Here is a 19,234-nt window from a genome sequence, read left to right on the forward strand (position 1 = left end):
GGCGTCTCCCTAAATCCGTTCGATGATCTTTTCGCCGAACAGACCCTGCGGCCTGTAGAGCAGGAAGAGGAGGGCGATGACGTAGGCGAGCCAGGTCTCGACCCCGCCGCCGACGAGCGGCCCCCAGTAGAACTCCCCGAGCTTCTCGCCGACCCCGACGATGAGCCCGCCGATGATGGCGCCCGGGATCGACGTGAAGCCGCCGAGGATGAGGACCGGGAGCGCCTTGAGGGCGATGATCTGGAGCGAGAATGACACGCCCGAGCGCGCGCCCCACATGATGCCCGCCACCAGCGCCACGATGCCGGCGGCGAACCACACGATGACCCAGATCTGGTTGAGCGAGATGCCCACGGAGAGCGCCGCCTTGTGGCTGTCCGCGACCGCGCGCAGCGCCCGGCCGATGCGAGTCTTGGAGAAGAACACGGCAAGGAGGCCGATCATGATCGACGCGATGAGGGCGGCGGCAATGTCGAGATGCTGGAAGCGCACCATGCCTCCCAGCATGTCCACCTCCGTCGTGCCCTGGGGCAGGAAGAGCTGATCCGTGATCATCTCCCTCGGGCTTCCGCCGAAGATGAGCTCGCCGAAGCCGATGAGGAAATAGGTGAGCCCGAAGGTCGCCATGAAGAGGATGATGTCGGGCTGGTTGACGAGCGGGCGCAGCACCACGCGCTCGACCACCATGGCGAGCACGAGCATGGCGAGGGCGGCCAGGATGAGCGCCAGGAACGCCGGAACGCCCTTCTCATAGAGGCCGACCAGGATCAGGGCCGCGAACACGACCATGATGCCTTGCGCGAAGTTGAACACGCCGGAGGCCTTGAAGATGAGCACGAAGCCGAGCGCGATCAGGGCATAGAGCACGCCCGAGACGAGCCCCTCCCAGAGGGTCTGGATCAGGAGATCCGGCGCCTCGCCCATGAAAACGAAGGGTTCGATGAAGACCTTGTAGAGCATGTCCATCGTCAGGAACCCTTCAATGCGCCACGCCGAGATAGGCGTCGATCACGCGCTGGTCGCTCTTGACCTCGGAGGGCGTGCCGTCGGCGATCTTGCGGCCGTATTCCAGCACCACGACCCGGTCGGAGAGATCCATCACCACGCCCATGTCGTGCTCGATCAGCGCGATGGTGGTGCCGTATTGCTGGTTCACCTCCAGGATGAAGCGCGACATGTCCTCCTTCTCTTCGAGGTTCATGCCCGCCATGGGCTCGTCGAGGAGGAGCAGTTCCGGCTCCATGGCAAGGGCGCGCCCCAGTTCGACCCGCTTCTGAAGACCGTAGGGCAGGCGCCCGACCGGGACCTTCCGGATGTGCTGGATCTCGAGAAAGTCGATGATCTCCTCGACGAACCGGCGGTGCTCGACCTCCTCCTTCATGGCCGGGCCGTGGCGGAAGAGCTGCCAGAAGAAGTTCGAATGCATCTTGATCGACCGGCCGGCCATGATGTTGTCGAGGGTCGACATGCTCTTGAAGAGCGCCACGTTCTGGAACGTGCGGGCTATGCCACCGCGCGCCGCCTCGTAGGGGCGCATCTTCGGGCGCTTGACGCCCTTGAAGGTGATGCGGCCTTCCGTGGGATAATAGAAGCCGTTGATGCAGTTGAGCATCGAGGTCTTGCCCGCGCCGTTGGGCCCGATGATGGCGCGGATCTCGCTCTTGCGGATGTCGAACGACACGTCCGTGAGCGCCTTCACGCCGCCGAAACCGAGCGAGACGTTGTCGACGGCGAGCAGCACGTCGCCCTTGCCCATGACGGGATGATCGGGCGCCCTCATTCCGCCGCCTCCAGCACCGATCCGGATTCCGTTGTCGGATACACCTTCATGTCCCTGATCTTGACCCGCGCGGAGATCACGCCCTTGCGGCCGTCCTCGAACGTGACTTCGGTCGAGATGTCGGCCTCGGGGGAGCCGTCGTAGAGCGCGTCGATGAGCGGGGCGTAGCGGTCCGCGATGAAGCCGCGGCGGACCTTCTGCGTGCGCGTGAGTTCGCCGTCGTCGGCGTCGAGTTCCTTGTGCAGGATCAGGAAGCGCTTGATCTGGGCGCCGCCCATGCGCGGCTCGGAGGCGAGCGAACGGTTCACCTCGTCCACGTGCTTCTCGATCATGTCGTAGACCAGCGGATGGCCGGCGAGCTCCTGATAGGAGGCGTAGGTCACGCCGTTCCGCTCGGCCCAGTTGCTCACCGCCACGAGATCGATGTTGATGAAGGCCGCCACATAGTCGCGCCCATCGCCGAAGCAGACCGCTTCCTTGATGTTCGGGTAGAATTTCAGCTTGTTCTCGACGTATTTCGGCGGGAAGAGCGCGCCGTCGCGCATGCGGCCGACATCCTTGGCCCGGTCGATGATCTTCAGATGGCCGTTCTGGTCGAAGAAGCCGGCATCGCCCGAATGCACGAAGCCGTCCGGCGTCTTGGTCTCCGCCGTTTTCTCGTCGTCCTTGTAATAGCCCACGAAGATGCCGGGCGAGCGGTAGAGCACCTCGCCGTTGTCGGCGATGCGGATCTCCACCTGCGGGGCAGGGCGGCCTACCGTGTCGGCGCGGATCTCGCCGTTGGGCTGCATGGTGATGTAGACGGAGGCTTCCGTCTGCCCGTAGAGCTGCTTCAGGTTGACGCCGATGGAGCGGTAGAAGCGGAAGATTTCTGGTCCGATGGCCTCGCCCGCCGTGTAGCCGACCTTCACTCGGGTCATGCCGAAGCGGTTGCGCAGCGGCGCATAGACGAGCACGTTGCCGACCTGCCAGAGCAGCCGGTCCCAGGCGCCGATTCCCGGCTCCCCGTTCAGGATCTTCTCGCCCACCTTGTTGGCGTGCTGGATGAAGAAGTGGAACATGCGCCGCTTGAGAGCGCCCGCATCCTCGATCCGCACCATGGTCAGCGTCAGCATGCTCTCGAAGACACGCGGGGGCGCGAACACGTAGGTGGCGCCGATCTCTCGGCGGTCTTCCGCCACGGTCTCGGGGCTTTCCGGGCAGTTGACGCAGAGGCCGGAGAGAATCGCTTGTGCATAGGAGAAGATGTGGTCGCCGACCCAGGCGATGGGCAGGTAGGCGATGATCTCGTCGGTCTCGTCGAGCTTGTCGAAGTCGCAGCCGATTTCCGCGGCGGCGATCACCGCGTCGGAGGTGAGCATCACGCCCTTCGGCCGCCCGGTCGTGCCGGAGGTGTAGAGAATGATGGCGAGATCAGCGCCCTTGCCGTCCTGCATCACTTGGTCGATGGCGGCGGCTTCCTGCGCGTCGGCCAAGCGGGCGCGACCTTCCTCGACGACGGACGCGATGGAATGAAGCCGGCTGTGGTCGTAGTCGCGCAGCCCCTTCGGCTCGTCGTAGAGGACGTGCTCGAGCTGCGGCAACTGGTCGGAGACGGACAGGATCTTGTCGACCTGCTCCTGGTCCTGCACGGCCGCGTGGGTCACCTCGGCATGAGCCAAAACGTAGGCCATCTCCTCGGCGACGGAATCCGCATAGACCGGGATCGGGATCGCGCCGAGCCATTGGGCGGCGCAGATGCTCCAGTAGAGATAGGGGCGGTTATAGCCGATGATGGCGATCTTGCCGCCGCGCTTCAGGCCCAGCGCCTGCAAGCCGCAGGCATAGGCGCGGACGATGTCGTGCACCTCGCCCCAGGTCCAGGATTGCCAGATGCCGAGATCCTTGTGCCGGAACGCGGTTCGCGTCGGGCGTACGCGTGCATTGCGCGCCAGGAGTTTCGGGAATGTATCCGCGCGCGAATCCGCAGCCGTCGTCAACGACGTCAACCTCCCTGGCAGCCGCGCGTCGAGACGCGTGGTATGGCTTCGCTTCCTCTGGTGCATGGAGGTTGTTCCCCCATGCCTTTCGCCGATCTGTCGTCGGCTTGCCCGTTTCGGGCTTCGTGGAGGGTATTGTGTCGCGCTAGTCAGGGGACGGCAAGGTGCCGGCCACCGCTACCATGGGCTAATACAGAGACGGTGCTAAGCGGCGGCCTCTGTACGGGAGGGCACGTCCGTTACGGCACGGCGGTCAGCGCGGCGGGTTCGATCTCGTAGGATTTGACGACACGCTCGATGCCGACCGTGTTCTTGATCCGGTAGAGCCGTGCCTCGTCCTCGTCCGACATGAGGCAGACGATGCAATAGATGCGGTGGTCCGAGCTGCCTGAGGACGACCGGGAGATCCGGACGAGCTGTCCGATATGGAATGCCTCTTTCATCGACTCCTCCAACCCCTTGGGATACGATGAGCGGGAGCTTGGCGGATGCCGGGCGACCGCGAATGCCGCCGCGAAACCCATCAAGCCTGCATGGTCTCCCCGACCCCTTTCAGGCTTCGAACGGATCAAGACGGACCCTTGAGGCGAAACGATGGCGGCTCGGCAGTTCCCGCCGGGGCCGCGTCCCGATGGCGTCAGCCGTGGGCGATGACGTGGAAGAAGCTTCCGGTGACCTTCCCAACGCGATGGCCGGTCGTACCCAAATCGCTGCCTTCGGCATCCGTGATCGCCGCGAAGGCGGCTTCCCGCGAGGGATCGCTCTGCGTCACCGAGGCGTAGTGGAATTCATGCCCGACGAGGCGCTGTCCCGCCCGGCCCATGGCGCCGTCCCCGAGCAGATGCGCGACCCGGTAGCCGAGATGCATCTTGCGCTTGGCATAGCTCGTCTCGACCGGCAGGAGGCCCGCCATGAGATGCGTGGTCCCGTCGCCATCCTCCAGGGTGCGGCCCAGCACCATGTAGCCGCCGCACTCCCCGTGGACCGGCCGGCTTTCGGCGAAACGGCGCAGCCCTTCGAGGAAGCGGTGCGCTCCAGCGATACGCCCGGCGTGAAGCTCGGGGTATCCTCCCGGCAGCCAGCAGGCGTCGCAATCCGGCGGGGGCGATTCGTCGGCCAGGGGCGAGAAGGGGACGATCTCCGCCCCGGCGGCGCGCCAGCCCGACAGCACATGCGGGTAGACGAAGGAGAAGGCCTTGTCCGAGGCCAGGGCGATGCGCTGGCCCGGCGGCTGCAGAAGCGGGGCGCCTCCCGAGGAGCGAAGCCGGGTCGGGCCCGCGAGGGTGATCAGACGGTCGATGTCGAGCGAGATTTCAACCGCATTGGCAAGTCCTTCCAGCCGCATGCCAAGCTCGTCGGTCTCCCCGGCTTGGACGAGACCGAGATGACGCTCCGGTAGGACGAGATCGGTATCGCGCGCCATCGCGCCGAGGACCGGCAGCCCGATCCTCGTCATCCCGTCCTCCACCAGCCTTCGGTGGCGGTCGCTCGCGACCTTGTTCAGCACCACGCCGACCACATCGATCCGTGGGTCGAATCGGGCGCAGCCCAGGGCGACGGCGGCGGCTGATTGCGCATGGCCCGACACGTCGAGGACGAGGATCACCGGCCAGCCGAACAGGGCCGCGATATCGGCGCTGGCGCCGGTTCGGCCGGTCTCCTGGCGGATGCCGTCGAAGAGCCCCATGGAGCCTTCCGCTAGGACAAGATCCGCGTCGCTGGCGGTCTGGGAGGCAAGCGTTTCCAGAAGGGCCGGAGCCATGGCGAAGCTGTCGAGGTTGAAGCTCGGCGCGCCCGTGGCGGCGGCATGGAAGGCTGGGTCGATGTAATCCGGCCCGCATTTCATGCCCCGTACCTTGAGACCCCGGCGGGCCAGGGCGCGCTGGAGCCCGAGCACGATGGTGGTCTTGCCGGAGCCGGAGCGAGGCGCGGCGACGAGGAGGCCGGGAGCGAGGCTCATTGGGCGGCCTCGCTGCCGAATTCGAGCAGATGATTGGCGATGGCCGAGCGAAAGGCCGCAATGGCCCCAATGGCCACGATGGCGGGCGACCGGATGAGCCCTTTCTCCGCCAGCTTCGGCAGGGTTTCGAGGGTTCCTTCCACCACGCTTTCCTTGGCGGTCGTCGCCCCATGCACGGCGAGGGCGGGAGTATCGCCCGCGAGGCCGCCTTCCATGAGCCGCTCCACGATGGAAGGCAGGCTCGACACTGCCATGTAGAGCACGATGGGAGCGCCGGTGCGGGCGAGCGAGGCCCACTCGATTTCCGAGTCCGGAGCGGCATGGCCGGTGGCGAGGATGACCGCATGGTTCGCCTTGCGCATGGTCGCCGGAACGCCGTGGATGGCCAGTGACGCGAGGCCGCTCGACACGCCCGGGATGATGCGGAAGGAGATCCCGGCATCCGACAGGGCCAGCGCTTCCTCGCCGCCGCGCCCAAAGATGAAGGGATCGCCGCCCTTGAGCCGCAGCACCCGCTTGCCTTCGCGTGCGAGCTGGACCAGCCGCTCGCAGATGTCCCGCTGGACGGCGGAGGGCTTGCCGCCGCGCTTGCCGGCGAATTCGAGGGTGGCTCCCTCGCGAGCCAGGGCCAGCACGGCCGGATCGACGAGGGCGTCGTACACGATGGCATCGGCCGCCGCGAGGGCGTTCAGGGCATGGATCGTGAGCAGGCCGGGATCGCCCGGACCGGCCCCGACAAGCCAGACCGTGCCTGGCGCGAAGGGCGGCGAGAGGCGGGACAGGGAAGTCATGCGGGCCTCCGGACTTGACCGGCGGCCATGATGCGGCTGTTGGAATTCATGGGGACGATGTAAGAGGGCGTATGGACGAGAGTAAACCCGCCGGATCGTTGCGCCGTGGCTGGACCACGGGCGCCTGCGCCACGGCGGCGGCCAAGGCGGCGTATCTGGGTTGGCGGACAGGCGATTGGCCGGACCCGGTCGAGATCGTGCTTCCGGGCGGAGCGCGGCCGGCCTTTTCCCTGGCCTTGCATGAACTTTGCGAGGGCGGCGCGCGCGTCGGTGTCGTCAAGGATGCGGGCGACGACCCAGATGTGACGCATGGCGCCCTGGTGGTCGCGACCATCCGGCCGGGCACGCCAGGCTCCGGCGTCACGTTTCGCGCCGGCGAGGGAGTCGGGACGGTCACCCGCGCCGGACTGCCCCTGCCGCCGGGCGAGCCGGCCATCAATCCGGTGCCGCGCCAGATGATCCGCGACAACCTGGAGGAGGCAGCGCGCAGCGTCGGTGGGCCTGTTGATGTCGAAGTCGAGATTTCCATTCCGGGCGGGGAGGCGATCGCGCAGAAGACCCTCAATCCACGCCTCGGCATCCTGGGCGGGCTGTCGATCCTCGGCACCACCGGCGTGGTGGTGCCCTATTCCTGCGCTGCGTGGATCCACAGCATCTACCGGGGCATCGACGTCGCCCGCGCGGGCGGCATCGAGCATGTGGCGGGCGCCACCGGCTCGACCTCCGAGAAGGCTGTGCAGATCCTGCATGACCTGCCGGACCATGCCCTCATCGACATGGGCGACTTCGCCGGCGGCATGCTGAAATACCTGCGCCGCAACCCGGTCCCGCGCGTGACCATCGCGGGCGGCATCGCCAAGATGACAAAGCTCGGCCAAGGCCTGCTCGACCTCCATTCGCGCTCCGGCGCGGTCGATCTCGCCTGGCTGGCCGAGCGCCTGGCCGACGCCGGTGCCGAGCCAGACCTCGCGGAGGCGGCGCGGGGCGCCAATACGGCGCTCGAAGTGCTGGACATAGCGAAGAGCTGTGGCCTGCCGCTGGGAGATGTTGTGGCGCAGCATGCCTGGCGCACGGCTGCCAAGGCCCTGCGCGGGGCGGAAATCGCCCTCGAGATCGTGGTGTTCGACCGAAACGGACAGCTCGTCGGCCGCATGCCGTTCCATCCGGTCGCCTGACGTCGCGCGGCTCATCGGCTAATCCCGCCTGGACGGAAGCGGCGATCGTAATCGGTCGAGTAGAGGGCGCTCTCGCGGAAATCCTTCGCGTTCAAAGTAAGCCCGACCAGGATCAGGGCGGTGCGTTCCAGCTTCTCTGCCCGGACCATAGCGGCGATGGTGGATAGCGTTCCCTTAATCACCCGCTCGTCCGGCCAAGTCGCGCGCCAGACCACCGCCGCGGGGCAATCCGCTCCGTAGGAGGGCAGCAGCTCCTCAACCACCTGCTCGATCACGTGGATCGAGAGGTGGATGGCGAGCGTCGCCTTCGTCTGCGCGAAGGCGGCAAGGCGCTCCGTTTCCGGCATGGCGGAGGCGCGGCCCGAGGTGCGGGTCAGGACAAGCGACTGGCCGACCTCCGGCACCGTAAGCTCGCGTCCCAGGGCTGCGGCGGCGGCCGCGAAGGCGGGAACGCCGGGCGTAATCGTGTAGGGAATACCCAGCGCATCGAGGCGCCGCAGCTGCTCCCCCATAGCGCTCCAGATCGACAGATCGCCCGAATGAAGCCGCGCCACATCCTCGCCGCTCTCGTGGGCCCGCACGTATTCGGCCGTGATGGCATCAAGATCCAGGGGAGCGGTGTCGACGAGCCGCGCGCCGGGCGGGCACCAGGACAGGATCTCCGGAGGCACGATGGAGCCAGCATAGAGACAGACAGGGCAGCGTTCGACGAGCGAGCGGCCGCGTACAGTGATGAGATCGGCGGCACCGGGGCCCGCTCCGATGAAGTGAACGGTCATGGGGCGGTCTCCAGGCGCGCAAGGGCGCAGGTGGCGGACGCGGAGGCAATGCGCGCCAGAACGAGGTCGGAGTTCGGACCGGCGGCCGCGAGAGCTGCCGCTTCTGCGACGGAGCCGACGCCATGAGCGGCGATGGAACGGGCCGATTGCGTCCGCACACGAGGCACCGCCGCCGAGAGGGCGCTCTCATCGACCGCAGTCGCGGGGACCGCAAGCCTGTGGGCGGCTTCCGTGAAGGCGGGCAGGTCGGCCAGAGCTTTCATCGTGGCGAGTGTCGTCAGCCAGCCCCGCGTGAGTGCGGCACGCTCCAGGGCCTGCTCCACAAGCGCCACGATCTCCTCGGCGGCGACGCCGCGCCTGAAACCGACCCCTGCCACGATCATGGCTTCACCACCAACCATTGCGTGACGGGCATCGCCGCCCGCCAGCCATGCATGCCGCCGACGGGTTCGAGGCGCGAGACCGCGAGGCGTCGCATCACGCCGCCATGCTGCGCATAGAGTGTGCCGAGCAGGGTCTCGGTTTCCAGGGTGACGCCGTTGACGACGAGGCGCCCGCCGGGTTTCAGCGCGTTCCAGGCGGCGTCGAACACGCCCGGCTCCGAGGCGCCGCCTCCGATGAAGACGGCATCCGGCGCCGGCAGGTCCCACAAGGCTTCCGGTGCTCGTCCGACGCGGATGTCCAGTGCCGTCGCGCCGAGGTCTAGCGCATTGCGGCGGGCGCGCTCGGCCCGCTCGGGACGCTCCTCGATCCCGATGCAGCGGTTGCGGGGATGGCGCAGGCACCATTCGATGCCGACTGAGCCGGCCCCCAGGCCGATATCCCACAAAAGCGCACCGGCTCTCGGCGCAAGCGCCGCGAGGGTGAGGGCGCGGATTTCCGCCTTGGTGAGCTGGCCGTCATTCTCGAAGAAGGCATCGGGCAGGCCCGGTGCGAGGGTGACGATGCGCGCATCCCGGGTCGCCATGACCTCGATGGCGACGGTGTTGAGCGGATCGATCTCTCCAAGGGTAAAGTCGGCGGCCTGCGCGCGGCGGATGCGCTCGCGCCGGCCGCCCATGGCTTCGCACACGGTGATCATCGAGGCGCCGAACCCGCGCGCCGTCAGCAGTTCCGCGAGCTTGCCCGGTGTCGTGCCATCCCAGGATAAGGCGAGGAAGCGGGCGCCCGGCTGCAGATGGGGGACGATCCGCTCCAGCGCCCGTCCGTGCAGGCTCACGCAATCGCATTCCGGCAGCGACCAGCCCAGGCGCGACGCCGCAAGGCTGAAGGCGGAAGGCTGCGGAAAGCAGGCGATTTCCTCCGCCGGGATGAGCCGTGCAAGCTCCGCTCCAACACCGTAATGAAACGGGTCGCCGGTTGCCAGAACGCAGGTCGGTTCGCCGCGACGGGCGAGGATTAGCGCATAGGCTTCCGCGAAGGGGCTAGGCCAGGGTTGAAACCGGCAGACGAGGGGCGCGGCCAGCTCCAGATGGCGCGTGCCGCCTATGACGAGCGCAGCTCCATCGAGCGCCGCCAGGGCCGCGGGGGACAGCCCTGCACGCCCATCCTCGCCGATGCCAATGATGGTGAGCCAGGGTCTGTTCGGCGCCATGCTCGACTCCCGCTCAAAATTCGGAGAAAAGGTGCCCATGCGCATCCTCATTCTGGGCGGCACCACGGAGGCCTCCGCGCTCGCGGCGCGGCTCGCCGGCCGTTCCGATGTCAGCCCGCTCCTGTCCATGGCCGGCCGCACCAGCGATCCGCGCCCCATGCCGATCCCGACCCGCATCGGCGGCTTCGGCGGCGTGGCGGGGCTCGCCGGTTTCCTGCGCGAGGAGCGTGTCGAGGCGGTGATCGACGCGACGCATCCCTTCGCGGCCGTGATGTCCCGCAACGCCGCCGAGGCCTGTGCGCAAGTCCGGGTACCGCTGCTCGCCCTTCGCCGTCCAGCCTGGACTCTGCAGGCAGGTGACCACTGGATCGAGGTGCCCTCGATGGCGGCGGCCGTTCGGGCGCTTGGCGAGGCTCCGCGGCGCGTGTTCCTTACGGTAGGGCGGCTCGAACTCGCCCCCTTTGCGGCGGCGCCGCAGCACACCTATCTCGTGCGGACCATCGAGCCCATCGGTGAGGCCCTGCCGGTGCCGAACGTCGTCGCCGTTCAGGATCGCGCACCTTTCCATGAGGATGCGGAGCGCATGCTGATGCAGCGCGAACGCGTTGAGGTGGTGGTGACCAAGAATTCCGGCGGATCGGCAACCTATCCCAAGATCGCGGCGGCGCGGTCGCTCGGCCTTCCTGTTGTTGTGGTTGCGCGGCCTGAGAAGCCTCACAATGTCGAGGAGGTCGCGAGCGTCGATGCGGCGCACGACTGGCTGGAGAACCGTCACGGTCGCACTCCGTAGAAGCGCGGCGTGTAGACGTAAGGCGTCGCACTGTCGGGCCGTTCGATCAGCCGGGTGGTGGAGGCTCCGATGATCACGAGAGTCGACATGTCAGCCATGGCGGCCTCTACCTCGGCGAGGCGCACAATTCGGGTCCGCTCGTCGGGCCGCCCGACCGCGCGGGCCAGGACGATCGGCGTGTCGGGGCCACGCGTCTCGGAGACGATCTCAAAGGCCGCACCGAGCTGCCAGGGGCGGGCGGAGGAGATCGGGTTGTAGAGCGCCACCACGAAATCGGCCGAAACCGCAGCTCTCAGGCGCGATGCAACGACCTCCCAAGGCTTCAGGTTGTCAGAGAGCGACATGGCGCAGAAATCGCCGCCGAGCGGTGCGCCGACGCGGGCAGCCGCCGCGAGCATTGCCGTGATGCCGGGCTCGACGCGGATGTCGAGGCCGCGCCAGGACGGATCGCCGTTCTCCACAGCCTCGAACACGGCGGCCGCCATGGCGAAAACGCCGGGATCGCCGCCGGAGACCACGGCGACGTGGGCTCCTTTCGCCGCGAGATCGAGCGCGAAGCGGGCGCGGTCCAGCTCGACGCGGTTATCCGAGGCATGCCGCCGCAGGCCCGGCCGCTCGGACACGCGGTCCACATAGGGACCATAGCCGACGATGTCGGTGGCCGAGGCGAGCGCCTCCGAGGCAGCGGGTGTCAGGTAGCGTGGATCGCCTGGGCCGAGGCCGACGATGGTGAGGACGCCCGTCATACGCGCCTCCCTTGCCCTGGCACGATGATGAGGGAGAAGTACGGCGCGTTCCAATCCTCGGGCAGGTCGGGCAGGGGAACGATCCGTTCCTCCGCCATGGTGGCGCGTTCCACGTAGATGGCGCGCGCGAACAGGCCGGTGGATTTCAGCACCGCGCGGACCTTCGGCAGGTGGCTTCCGAGCTTCATCACTACGGCGGCGTCGGTGCCGGAGAGACGGCGCACCAGCTCTACCTCCGGCAGCGTGCCCGGCACGATCGTGAGCACGTCGTCGCCCCAGGTGATCGGCGCACCGGCACGGGTCCAGGCTCCCGACATGGCCGTGACAGCTGGTACCACTTCGATTGGTATCCGGTCTTTCAGGCGCCACCAGAGATGCATGAACGACCCGTAGAAGAACGGGTCGCCTTCGCAGAGGACGCCGATTGTACGGCCCGCCTCGACCTCGGCGAGGAGGCGGGCCGCCGCTTCCTCGTAGAAGGGGTTGAGGGCGGCGGCATAATCCGCATGATCGGCCGGGATCTCGGTGGTCACCGGATAGGCCAGGGCGATCTCGCGCTCCGGGTTCTGGCCGACGACGGCGTCGGCGATGGTCCGCGCATTGCCGCGCCGTCCGCGCTTGCAGAAATGGACGAGCCGATCGGCATTCTCCAGCAGCTTGCGGGCGCGCACGGTCATGTAGTCAGGGTTGCCGGGGCCGAGGCCGAGGCCGAAGAGGCGGATGGGATCATGCATGGTCATCGGCTCACTCGACCGGGTTCGCGAGCGCATTGACCGCAGCGGCCGCCATGGCGCTGCCGCCGCGACGCCCATGGACAACGAGGTACGGCACGCGGCCGTCGCGGGCGAGGGCTTCCTTCGATTCCGCCGCGCCGATGAAACCGACCGGAATGCCGATGACGGCCGCCGGCTTTGGCGCGCCGGCATCGAGCATCTCGAGCAGGTGGAACAGGGCCGTCGGCGCATTGCCGAACACCACGAGGCCGCCGCCCATGCGCTCGCGCCACAGCTCCATGGCGGCGGCCGAGCGGGTGTTGCCGAGGTCGGCAGCCAGCGCTGGGACGCGCGGATCGTCGAGGGTGCAGATCACCTCGTTGTTCGCGGGCAGCCGAGCCCGGGTGATGCCGTTCGCCACCATCTTGGCGTCGCACAGGATCGGCGCGCCGCGTTTGAGGGCCGCTTCCGCCGCCTCGGCGAAGTCCGGCGAGAGATCGACATCCTTCTGCAGGTCCGTCATGCCGCAGGCGTGGATCATGCGCACGACCACCCGCTCCGCCGTGCCGGAAAACCGCGTCAGGTCGGCCTCGGATCGGATGATCGCGAAGGAGCGGCGATAGATCTCCGCGCCCTCGCGGATATAGGCGCGCTGGTTCATCGGGTGCGCTCCGGGAAGGCGGGGTTCGAAACGTCGGACGTCTTCGGCAAAAAACGGGTCATAATCTTGTCGAGGGAGAGAGCATAATCTTGTCGAGGGAGAGAGCAAGAGAGGTAACATCGCGGGTGGAGCCGTGGGGCACGACGTCATAGCCGCCATCGGCGCGTCCCACCAGGGTCAGATCGGCCTTTCCCGGATGGGCGCAGCCTTTCGGGCAGCCTGAGACATGAACGAACATCCCCTGAGCGAGGCTATCGCCGCAGGTTTCGGCGATCCGCAGGGCGTCCGCAGGGGCAGGCGTCAAGCCGCTCGCGCAATCAGGCTTGCCCGGGCAGGCGATCAGCGCCAGGCGGGGATCATCGGCCTCGGTGATGAAGCCGGCACCGGCGGCCTGCTCCATCAGCAGGGGCAATTGTTCTTCCGCAATGCCGGGGAGCAGAAGGCCACGGGTGAAGGACAGGCGGATCTCGCCGCAGCCGAAGCGTTCGCTCCATGCGGCGGCTTCGACCAGTTGCGCGCTCCGGCAGCGGCCGAAGGGCAGGGCGAGAAGGATGGCCTCCTTGCCAGCGGTGGCAAACCGGCCCGCGCGAGGCGCGGCGGGGCGGTTTTGGGGCGGCGTGACGGGGGCGAGGGCCGCCGGGGCGGCGAGTTCGTCGGCAAGGTCAGGCTCGAGATCGCGCAGCCGGCGCGCCCCGGTCCCGCCCGAGAGGCGCAGGGCCGCGAAGCCCGCCAGGATGGAGAGGGCGGCCTCGGGAGCGCGGGCCGGGTCGGAGGAGCCGATCCATTGCAAGCCCTCGGTGGTGGCGCGCCCGAAGGCGACGGCATCACCTCTCGCCACGAGATGAAGATCGGCCCCCATAGCATCGAGCGGCATGGATCCGCCGCCATCGACGGCGACGAAGAATTTCGCCGGCAGCCCATCGAGGTGCCAGGCATTCTCCTCGATGGCTCGCGCCAGGGCGAGAGGATCGCCCTGGTCCAGGGGATCGAGACCGGCGAGCGGTGATACGGCGGTGAGGCGGTTCGGGCCGCCGCCCTCGGGTTCGACGAGGCCTTCACGTTCGAGCAGGGCGAGCAGGGCGGGATAGGTCTCTTCGCTCACGCCCCGGATCTGCAGGTTGCCGCGGGCGGTGATGTCGAGATGGCCGTTGCCATGCTGGCGGGCGGCTTCCGCGATGACGCGGGCCTGATCGGCGCTGAGCCTGCCACTGAGCGGATGCAGACGCACGAGGAGCCCGTCGCCGGTCGCCATGGGACGGCGCACGCCGGGGCACCATCCGCGGCGGCGTTCGCTGTTCGGCTGCGCGTTCATTCGGCCGCCTCCTGGCGCCCATCGTCGAAGAAGGCTGCAACGGAATTGAGGCGGCTCGCCCACAGGCCGCGATGGCGCGCATCGGCGAGGCGGTCGCGGATGGCCTGCGCGGCGGGCGGATTGGCGGCTTCGATCCGCGTCCAGGTCGGCTCGTCCGCGAGGAGGGCCGCGAACACGAGATCGAGGGTATCTGAAGTAACGGCATCTGTGGTTGCCGCGAAGGCGAAGAGCGCATCGATGCCTTGCGCGATTTCGGCCGCGCCCCGCCAGCCGTGGCGCAATTGACCAGATATCCAGCGCGGGTTCGTCAGGCGGCCGCGCACGAGGCGGTCCATGTCCTCGCGCAGGGTGCGGGCCCTCGGCTGCTGCGGGCGGCTCGTGTCGAGGCTGTAGACGGCAGGCGTAGCACCGAGTGATTGGGCGGCCGCTGCGAAGCCCCCGATGGCATCGGCGGCGGAGTCGCCGTCCAGGATGTCGCGCTCGGCCACATCGCTCACATGCACGAAGGCCTCGGCCCGCTCGACCCGTTGAGGGAAGCTCTCGTCGGCCCGTGCCTCGCCTCCGGTCCCGAAGGCATGGGACGTGCCGTTGAGATAGGTGCGCCCAAGGTCGTGCCGCGCCGTCCATTCGCCGTCGAGCGCCTGGGTGGATACGCCCGCCCCATAGGTGCCGGGCGCGGAGCCGAAGACGCGGGACATCGCCTCGCCGCGCCGTCTCGCGGCGGCGAGCTCGTTCCATTCGTCCTCCTCTTCCAGCGCCGCGACTGCGCGGGCGGCTTGGTCGAGAAGCGCGATCTGGTCCGGGAAGGTATCGCGGAAGGCGCCTGAGACACGCAGGGTCACGTCGGCGCGGGGCCGGTCCATGAGGGGCTGCGGCACGATCTCGAAACCGGTCACGCGGGTCGAGGCATGATCCCAGGTCGGGCGCACGCCCATGAGGGCCAGGGCATGGGCGATGTCCTCGCCGCCGGAGCGCAGCGTTGGGGAGGCCCACAAGTCCATCACGATCCGCCGCGGCCAGTCGCCTTCTTCCTGCAGATGGCGGCGCACTACTTCCGCCGCCGCGCGATGCCCGAGTTCCGTTGCGGCACGGGTGGGGATCGCCCGTGGGTCGAGGGTCGCGAGGTTGCGGCCTGTGGGTAGCACGTTCGTCTGTCCGCGCGAGGGCGAGCCGGATGGGCCGGGCACGATGAAGCGCCCGTCGAGAGCCTTCAGCAAACCGTCGCGTTCGCCAGTGGAGCAGGGCTCAAATCCGTCGGGAGCATGGCCGAAGACGTGCAGCCCGTCGCGGATCGTCACCTCGCCGAGATCGCAGAGATGAGCATCGAGGCGCGTCAGCGCCTCGTCCATTGGCATACCGTCTTCGACCCCGCAGGCCACTGCGAGTCCGCTCGTCCGGGCGCGATCGAGAATTTCCTTCGCAACGAGCTCCGCCCGGCCGGGATGGAGCACCTGGGCCGAGGAGAATTCCTCCACCAGCTCGCGCAGGGCGCCAGCCTCGCCGTGCAGGCCGGCCTCTACCGTCTGCGGCGTGAGATGCCCGACCGTCACGGCGCCGATCCGGCGCTTGGCGGGCGCGGCCTCGCCGGGATCGTCGACGGTGAATGGGTAGATCACCGGGACATCGCCGATGGCGAGGCGCGGCCAGCAGGCCGTGGAGAGCGCCACCGCCTTGCCGGGCAGCCATTCGGTGGTGCCGTGGGTGCCGAGATGAACGAGGGCGTGGATGCGCTCGAGCGTTCTCAGGCCGCGATAGAAGGCGAGATAGCCGTGGCTCGGCGGGCATTCGGGGTCGTGATAAAACCCCTTTCGGTCGAGGCCGTGGCCTCGGTCCGGCTGCAGCGCGACGAGAACGCTTCCGGCGCGAACCGCGCGGAAGCGGAAGGCGCCGTCCGCATAGGCGGGATCGGTCTCAGGGCTGCCCCAGCGCTCGTCGATGGCGGCGCGTTGTTCCGTCGACAACGTGTCGAGCCATGCGCGATAGCAGGAGAGCGGAACTTCGAACGAAGCCTCGCCTTCGGTCAGACGCCGCATGAGGTCTTCGGCCGGAAAACTTCGCCCGGCCGCATAGCCCGCCTGTTCGAGATGATCGAGGATCGCGCCGGCGCTGGCCGGGGTATCGAGCCCGACCGCGAAACCGGCGCGTCCGCCGCGCGCGGGATAATCGGATAAAACGAGCGCAAGCCGCCGCTCGTGACGCGGCGTGCGGGCCAGGCGCACCCAGGCGGCCGCCATGTCCGCGACGGCATCGATGCTGCCCGCATCCGGCGCCTGGACCCGGCGCGAGAATGCGAGCGACGGATCGGCCGGTTCTTCGGCCTTGAACGAGATCGGACCGGCGGCGATGCGGCCGTCGAATTCCGGAAGCGCGATCTGCATGGCGAGATCGGCGGCGGAGAGCCCGCGTGGAGAGGCCTCCCAGGCCTCCCGGGGGCTGCCCACGGGGATCGCCTGCAGAATCGGGCAATCGGCTTCGTCGAGGACGAAACTTTCGTCGTCTCTGGATGAGAAGGCGGTCGTCGTGACGATGATGTCGGGACGTCGGGCCTGGATGGCGCGTCGAACCACGGCAACCGCTTCCTGGTCTTTCAGGCTCGATACGGCAAGGATGAGCGAGTCGATGCCGCGCCGCGCGAGGGCCGCTGCCAATGTTTCGATGGCCTGCGTGTCACCCGCGAGAACGGCGGAGCGATAGACGAGGATATAGGCGAGGGGACGGTTGTCGGAGAAGCGGGAGATGATGGCTTCCGGCTCGACGATGCTGCCGTCAGACTCTCCTCCCCACAATGGTGAGGGAAAGGCGCCACAACCCTCATCCTGAGGAGACTGCGCAGCAGGCGTCTCGAAGGAGGGCTCAGTGTGCGCTGGAAGATCCTTCGAGACGCAGCCTGGCGGCTGCTCCTCAGGATGAGGGCTGTGATTGGAATGTCTGTCTGCAGGAGATCCTTCTGGCGCCCATGTAAAAGCGCGAGGCACCGCGCGTGGCGGTTCCACGACACCCTCGGTCCCGCCGATCTCGACTTCGATGCGCGCGAGAAGGCGGCGCATGTTGTCGATGCCGCCGGCCTGGAAATACGCCTCCAGCGCGTCGCAGAGCGCCTGCGGCACGGTGGAATAGGCGGCGAGGCGTGGATCGGGGCGGTCATCGCCGGGCAGGACCGCGAGCTTCACCCCATGGGACCGGCAGACCCGTGACAGGTGCTCGACGCCGTAGCGCCAGTAATCGAGGCCGCCGAGGCAGCGCACCAGGACGAAGCGCGCCTTCGATGCGGTCTTCTCGCTGTAGAGATCGACGGAAAGAGGATGGCGCAGGCGGCGCAGCGAGGCGAGGCGGAGCGATGCTCCGCCCGCCTTCAGACGCTGCGCGGCCGCCAGTGCTCCGAGGTCACTGTCCGCAAAGGAAAGGACGACGATGTCCCCCGGCGGCTGCTGGAGGTCCGTGGCCTCCGAGCCTTCGTCGAGGGAGATCGCTGTGACCGGGAGGAGGTGCATGTCACCCCTGGCGCAGGGCGGCCTCGACGGCCTTCAGGTCAAAGCCCTTCAGGCCGATCACGACCATGCGGCCGTCGCGGGCTTCGCCAGCCTTCCACGGCCGGTCGAAATGATGCGCGACACGCTGGCCGACACCCTGCACCACGAGGCGCATGGGCTTGCCGTCGACGGGCGCGAAGCCTTTGATCCGAAGCACGCCGGCCGCTTCCGCCGCGCGCTCGACGCGGGCGACGAGGGCCTCCGGGGTGGCGACGGGCGCGACCGGGATCGCCACGCTGTCGAAATCGTCGTGGTCGTGATCCTCGGCGGTCTCGTGATGCGAGGGACGGGATTCGAGATCGGCTTCGGCGGCCGCGCCGAGGCCGAGCAGAACCATCGGATCCACCTTGCCGTGCGACGTCTCGACGACCTTCACGGCGCGCGGAAGATGCTCGTTGATCTCGGCAAGGACCTTGCCCTTGTCGCCCGCTGCCATCTGGTCGGTCTTGTTGAGGATGATGAGGTCGGCGCAGAGGAGCTGGTCCTCGAACACTTCCTCCAGCGGGTTCTCGTGATCGACTGACGTGTCGGTCGCACGCTGGGCTTCGAGGGCCGCTGGATCGTCCGCGAAGGCGCCCGAGGCGACGGCGGGGCCGTCGACCACGGCGATCACGCCGTCCACGGTCACGCGCGAGCGGATGTCCGGCCAGTTGAAGGCGCGCACGAGCGGCTTCGGCAGGGCGAGGCCTGAGGTCTCGATCAGGATATGCTCGGGCGGGTTCGTCCGGTTGAGCAGGGTGTTCAGGGCCGGGACGAAATCGTCCGCCACCGTGCAGCACAGGCAGCCGTTGGGGAGTTCGACGATGTCTTCCTGCGTGCAGCCTTCGATGCCGCAGCCCTCGATGAAGGAGCCGTCGAAACCGAGATCGCCGAACTCGTTGACAAGGACCGCGAGGCGGCGTCCGCCTGCGTTCTCGAGGAGGTGACGCACCAGGGTGGTTTTGCCGGCGCCGAGGAATCCGGTGACGATGGTGCAGGGGATCTTTGCGAGATCGCTCATGAGTCGAGCCTTTCGGCGGCTCTCGTTAAGCCGCGTTGTTGGTCTTGAACGGGGGAATGCGGGCGACGACGCCCTTGCGGAACGCTTCGGGACGCTCGCGCCAGGGCACGAGCCCATCGGACGTGGCCGCATAGCGGCGCAATCCGTCGAGGATCGTCTCGACCGATGTCTCGGCGCTCAGGTCGCCGTAGATATAGGTCCAGCGTCCCGGACCGGAGACCGCGATGGTGCAGGGTCGCTTGCATACGGACAGGCACTCGACCGCCTCGACGCGAACCTTCGGTGCATCGGGATGGCCGAGGGCGTCCATGAGGGCCCGGTGGAGGATCGCACCGGGCCGGAGCGCCTTGTCGTCCGGGCCACCCGCCTGACGGCAGGTGACGCAGACATGCAGGCAGATCTCCTCAGGATGTGAGGTCATGGG

General features: G+C 68.0%; 18 protein-coding genes. 2 read left to right on the top strand and 16 right to left on the bottom strand.

Features of this window, described 5'->3' with window-relative positions; translation table 11 throughout:
- Positions 1-9: 9 nt before the first annotated feature.
- The 6 genes from OC446_RS00260 to cobA form a co-directional block, all read right to left on the bottom strand.
- Positions 10-966: a branched-chain amino acid ABC transporter permease gene (locus OC446_RS00260; protein ID WP_262027033.1), complete on the bottom strand. Its 957-nt coding sequence runs from the start codon at positions 964-966 to the stop codon at positions 10-12.
- Positions 967-979: 13 nt separating this feature from the next.
- The gene (locus tag OC446_RS00265) at positions 980-1,780 is read right to left on the bottom strand and encodes an ABC transporter ATP-binding protein (protein WP_262027034.1); all 801 of its coding nucleotides are present in this window, start codon (positions 1,778-1,780) and stop codon (positions 980-982) included.
- A complete protein-coding gene (locus OC446_RS00270) occupies positions 1,777-3,825 on the bottom strand; it encodes an AMP-dependent synthetase/ligase (protein WP_262027035.1) in 2,049 nt (682 codons plus the stop codon). The genes OC446_RS00265 and OC446_RS00270 overlap by 4 nt, the downstream gene beginning before the upstream one ends.
- 173 nt (positions 3,826-3,998) lie before the next feature.
- Complete coding sequence (locus OC446_RS00275) at positions 3,999-4,202, bottom strand: hypothetical protein (RefSeq protein WP_262027036.1); 204 nt, start codon at positions 4,200-4,202, stop codon at positions 3,999-4,001.
- Between the two features lie 194 nt (positions 4,203-4,396).
- On the bottom strand, positions 4,397-5,719 hold the full coding sequence (locus tag OC446_RS00280) for a cobyrinate a,c-diamide synthase (RefSeq protein ID WP_262027037.1): 1,323 nt from the start codon (positions 5,717-5,719) through the stop codon (positions 4,397-4,399).
- The gene (gene cobA / locus OC446_RS00285) at positions 5,716-6,510 is read right to left on the bottom strand and encodes a uroporphyrinogen-III C-methyltransferase (protein WP_262027038.1); all 795 of its coding nucleotides are present in this window, start codon (positions 6,508-6,510) and stop codon (positions 5,716-5,718) included. Before cobA ends, OC446_RS00280 begins: the two co-directional genes overlap by 4 nt.
- Before the next feature lie 71 nt (positions 6,511-6,581).
- Between cobA and OC446_RS00290 the strand changes: the two genes are divergently transcribed.
- A complete protein-coding gene (locus OC446_RS00290) occupies positions 6,582-7,685 on the top strand; it encodes a cobalt-precorrin-5B (C(1))-methyltransferase (RefSeq protein ID WP_262027039.1) in 1,104 nt (367 codons plus the stop codon).
- A gap of 11 nt (positions 7,686-7,696) precedes the next feature.
- Here OC446_RS00290 and cobM read toward each other — a convergent pair whose 3' ends face one another.
- The 3 genes from cobM to cbiE are packed head-to-tail and all read right to left on the bottom strand — an operon-like array spanning position 7,697 to position 10,058.
- Positions 7,697-8,464, bottom strand: a complete 768-nt coding sequence (cobM, locus tag OC446_RS00295) for a precorrin-4 C(11)-methyltransferase (RefSeq protein ID WP_262027040.1) — start codon at positions 8,462-8,464, stop codon at positions 7,697-7,699.
- The gene (locus OC446_RS00300; protein WP_262027041.1) at positions 8,461-8,847 is read right to left on the bottom strand and encodes a cobalamin biosynthesis protein; all 387 of its coding nucleotides are present in this window, start codon (positions 8,845-8,847) and stop codon (positions 8,461-8,463) included. Before OC446_RS00300 ends, cobM begins: the two co-directional genes overlap by 4 nt.
- Positions 8,844-10,058 carry a precorrin-6y C5,15-methyltransferase (decarboxylating) subunit CbiE gene (cbiE, locus tag OC446_RS00305; protein WP_262027042.1) on the bottom strand — a complete coding sequence of 405 codons (1,215 nt, stop codon included), beginning with the start codon at positions 10,056-10,058 and terminating at the stop codon, positions 8,844-8,846. The genes OC446_RS00300 and cbiE overlap by 4 nt, the downstream gene beginning before the upstream one ends.
- Before the next feature lie 37 nt (positions 10,059-10,095).
- Between cbiE and OC446_RS00310 the strand changes: the two genes are divergently transcribed.
- A complete protein-coding gene (locus OC446_RS00310) occupies positions 10,096-10,848 on the top strand; it encodes a cobalt-precorrin-6A reductase (protein WP_262027043.1) in 753 nt (250 codons plus the stop codon).
- Here OC446_RS00310 and cobJ read toward each other — a convergent pair.
- The 7 genes from cobJ to OC446_RS00345 are packed head-to-tail and all read right to left on the bottom strand — an operon-like array spanning position 10,830 to position 19,231.
- The gene (cobJ, locus tag OC446_RS00315; protein WP_262027044.1) at positions 10,830-11,594 is read right to left on the bottom strand and encodes a precorrin-3B C(17)-methyltransferase; all 765 of its coding nucleotides are present in this window, start codon (positions 11,592-11,594) and stop codon (positions 10,830-10,832) included. The two genes, OC446_RS00310 and cobJ, sit on opposite strands and share 19 nt — an antisense overlap.
- The gene (locus tag OC446_RS00320) at positions 11,591-12,334 is read right to left on the bottom strand and encodes a precorrin-2 C(20)-methyltransferase (protein ID WP_262027045.1); all 744 of its coding nucleotides are present in this window, start codon (positions 12,332-12,334) and stop codon (positions 11,591-11,593) included. Before OC446_RS00320 ends, cobJ begins: the two co-directional genes overlap by 4 nt.
- Before the next feature lie 4 nt (positions 12,335-12,338).
- Positions 12,339-12,968 (bottom strand): precorrin-8X methylmutase, encoded by a 630-nt coding sequence (locus tag OC446_RS00325; RefSeq protein ID WP_262027046.1) that lies wholly within the window; start codon positions 12,966-12,968, stop codon positions 12,339-12,341.
- Positions 12,969-13,026: 58 nt separating this feature from the next.
- Complete coding sequence (gene cobG / locus OC446_RS00330) at positions 13,027-14,280, bottom strand: precorrin-3B synthase (protein ID WP_262027047.1); 1,254 nt, start codon at positions 14,278-14,280, stop codon at positions 13,027-13,029.
- Positions 14,277-17,771 (bottom strand): cobaltochelatase subunit CobN, encoded by a 3,495-nt coding sequence (cobN, locus tag OC446_RS00335; RefSeq protein ID WP_262027048.1) that lies wholly within the window; start codon positions 17,769-17,771, stop codon positions 14,277-14,279. Before cobN ends, cobG begins: the two co-directional genes overlap by 4 nt.
- A 1-nt stretch (position 17,772) precedes the next feature.
- Positions 17,773-18,810 (bottom strand): cobalamin biosynthesis protein CobW, encoded by a 1,038-nt coding sequence (gene cobW, locus OC446_RS00340; protein WP_262027049.1) that lies wholly within the window; start codon positions 18,808-18,810, stop codon positions 17,773-17,775.
- 25 nt (positions 18,811-18,835) lie between these two features.
- A complete protein-coding gene (locus OC446_RS00345) occupies positions 18,836-19,231 on the bottom strand; it encodes a DUF1636 domain-containing protein (protein WP_262027050.1) in 396 nt (131 codons plus the stop codon).
- Positions 19,232-19,234 lie beyond the last annotated feature (3 nt).

Source organism: Microvirga sp. Mcv34, from assembly GCF_024519725.1.
Lineage (GTDB): Bacteria > Pseudomonadota > Alphaproteobacteria > Rhizobiales > Beijerinckiaceae > Microvirga.

Bases quoted from the DNA above. Each gene is read 5' to 3' on its own strand.
- OC446_RS00260 (WP_262027033.1), bottom strand. From the start codon at position 966: ATGGACATGCTCTACAAGGTCTTCATCGAACCCTTCGTTTTCATGGGC.
- OC446_RS00265 (WP_262027034.1), bottom strand. From the start codon at position 1,780: ATGAGGGCGCCCGATCATCCCGTCATGGGCAAGGGCGACGTGCTGCTC.
- OC446_RS00270 (WP_262027035.1), bottom strand. From the start codon at position 3,825: ATGCACCAGAGGAAGCGAAGCCATACCACGCGTCTCGACGCGCGGCTG.
- OC446_RS00275 (WP_262027036.1), bottom strand. From the start codon at position 4,202: ATGAAAGAGGCATTCCATATCGGACAGCTCGTCCGGATCTCCCGGTCG.
- OC446_RS00280 (WP_262027037.1), bottom strand. From the start codon at position 5,719: ATGAGCCTCGCTCCCGGCCTCCTCGTCGCCGCGCCTCGCTCCGGCTCC.
- cobA (WP_262027038.1), bottom strand. From the start codon at position 6,510: ATGACTTCCCTGTCCCGCCTCTCGCCGCCCTTCGCGCCAGGCACGGTC.
- OC446_RS00290 (WP_262027039.1), top strand. From the start codon at position 6,582: ATGGACGAGAGTAAACCCGCCGGATCGTTGCGCCGTGGCTGGACCACG.
- cobM (WP_262027040.1), bottom strand. From the start codon at position 8,464: ATGACCGTTCACTTCATCGGAGCGGGCCCCGGTGCCGCCGATCTCATC.
- OC446_RS00300 (WP_262027041.1), bottom strand. From the start codon at position 8,847: ATGATCGTGGCAGGGGTCGGTTTCAGGCGCGGCGTCGCCGCCGAGGAG.
- cbiE (WP_262027042.1), bottom strand. From the start codon at position 10,058: ATGGCGCCGAACAGACCCTGGCTCACCATCATTGGCATCGGCGAGGAT.
- OC446_RS00310 (WP_262027043.1), top strand. From the start codon at position 10,096: ATGCGCATCCTCATTCTGGGCGGCACCACGGAGGCCTCCGCGCTCGCG.
- cobJ (WP_262027044.1), bottom strand. From the start codon at position 11,594: ATGACGGGCGTCCTCACCATCGTCGGCCTCGGCCCAGGCGATCCACGC.
- OC446_RS00320 (WP_262027045.1), bottom strand. From the start codon at position 12,334: ATGACCATGCATGATCCCATCCGCCTCTTCGGCCTCGGCCTCGGCCCC.
- OC446_RS00325 (WP_262027046.1), bottom strand. From the start codon at position 12,968: ATGAACCAGCGCGCCTATATCCGCGAGGGCGCGGAGATCTATCGCCGC.
- cobG (WP_262027047.1), bottom strand. From the start codon at position 14,280: ATGAACGCGCAGCCGAACAGCGAACGCCGCCGCGGATGGTGCCCCGGC.
- cobN (WP_262027048.1), bottom strand. From the start codon at position 17,771: ATGCACCTCCTCCCGGTCACAGCGATCTCCCTCGACGAAGGCTCGGAG.
- cobW (WP_262027049.1), bottom strand. From the start codon at position 18,810: ATGAGCGATCTCGCAAAGATCCCCTGCACCATCGTCACCGGATTCCTC.
- OC446_RS00345 (WP_262027050.1), bottom strand. From the start codon at position 19,231: ATGACCTCACATCCTGAGGAGATCTGCCTGCATGTCTGCGTCACCTGC.